The 1017-nt window shown below is 32.5% G+C and carries 1 protein-coding gene; it reads right to left on the bottom strand.

All coding sequences use genetic code 11. From position 1 onward, the window contains the following. Nucleotides 1-30: 30 nt before the first annotated feature. Entirely contained in the window at nucleotides 31-456 is a 426-nt protein-coding gene (locus A5877_RS17020; RefSeq protein WP_217809924.1) for a hypothetical protein, read from the bottom strand. Between the last annotated feature and the right edge of the window lie 561 nt (nucleotides 457-1017).

The raw sequence follows: 1017 nt of genomic DNA, 5'->3' as shown, positions 1-1017 counted from the left end.
TTTGAGTTTGCCAATTCGGATTTTGCTCTTTTATATCTGTCTCTTATACACATCTAGATGTGTATTGTTATTTTGCAAAATACCTTGAGCAATTATTTCATACTGATAATTTGAATCATAAAAAGAAATATTTCTTTTTCTTAGCTCTTTAAAAAAAGGGCTTTTTCGAGCTTCAACAAATTTTTCATTTTCATTTCCACCAGTGTTTAACCATCTATGAAAGTCTATTTCATACGCTATAAGCCAAACTTCACTATTCATATTTTCTTCAGCATCTCCAACAAAGTATTCTTCTTTGAATTTTTCTCTAAATTTTGATAATTCTCGTTTAATACCGATTTCTTTTTTTCTCTCAGCCAATATATCCAGCAAAATAATAATAGCTATCCAATTTTCAGATCTTAGTATTTTTTTTATATAATCTATTGACATAGAAAGTCCTAACGATTTGAACATCCAAATTATCCAAATTATTTCTTCGTCACTTCTCAGGTGAAGATGATTATCAATAACAGAATATAAAATTCTTTTTAGCTGTGTCTTTCTTACAAAAGAAAAATTGTTTTTCAGAATGATTACTAAATTTTTTGTAAGGATTGGAAACTTTATCAATAGGTTGAACAATATCTGTCTCTTATACACATCTAGATGTGTATAAGAGACAGGTTGTGCGGTTGCTGATGAAGGCCAATTGCAGCTCTCTCATCCACTCCACTCCTTTTTCAAGAGATTCTTTTCTATACTATTACATAAATAGACCACTATTTGGTAATTATATACTCAAACTGTCTCTTATACACATCTAGATGTGTATATCGTGGAACAAAGCGTAAGACGATGCGATAATTCGGTACGAGCAAGTCTTCATAATACCCGCCTTGATCCTGTCTCTTATACACATCTAGATGTGTATAAGAGACAGGCGTAAGACGATGCGATAATTCGGTACGAGCAAGTCTTCATAATACCCGCCTTGATCGGCTTCTGAATCAACGACCCATTGCGGGTAATCCCCAT

It is taken from the genome of Enterococcus sp. 3C7_DIV0644 (assembly GCF_002141235.1).
In the GTDB taxonomy this organism is placed as follows: Bacteria; Bacillota; Bacilli; order Lactobacillales; family Enterococcaceae; genus Enterococcus_D; species Enterococcus_D entomosocium.
This window is presented reverse-complemented; position numbering and strand designations above follow the sequence as displayed.